The organism is Candidatus Symbiothrix dinenymphae, from assembly GCF_001431085.1.
The window spans coordinates 1-436 of sequence record NZ_BBRU01000430.1 but is presented as its reverse complement, the minus strand read 5'-3'; the positions used below and the strand labels follow the sequence as shown (position 1 = coordinate 436).

The following is a 436-nucleotide window of genomic DNA, read 5'->3' as shown; positions in this document are numbered from 1 at the left end:
AAGCAGCAGAAAAAAAAGCGCAGGAAGAAAAAGAACGTCCAGAAAGAGAAGCCCAAGCGCGTGAAAAAATGAGAAAGAAATTAACAGCAGAAATAATAAAATATACATTTTGGATCATATTAATGATAGTAGCTAGTGGAGCGATTTTACTATCATTAATATATGAAATAATTGACGATGATAGCACCGTAGTTTGGATTGTTTGTTCATTTGTTTGGTTTTGTTTTTTCATATCTTCCATAGTCACTGTGATTATCATATGTGAAAAATGTAAAAGATTATAGAAACTTCGATAAATTATAATGGATAAAAACTCATTATCAAAAAAAGAACTTTGCACACAGTTCACTACCCCCGCCCTCGAAAAATCGGGTTGGGATAGGAAGTTGCAAATCTCTTTTTGCGAAGATGAAAATTTTGTCCATTCCGAATTAAA

General features: G+C 32.3%; 1 protein-coding gene. It reads left to right on the top strand.

Annotated features, from left to right (window positions below):
- The coding region (locus ASC50_RS04750; RefSeq protein WP_158648453.1) for a hypothetical protein at window positions 1-284 on the top strand (284 nt) is incomplete at its 5' end.
- Window positions 285-436: the final 152 nt, after the last annotated feature.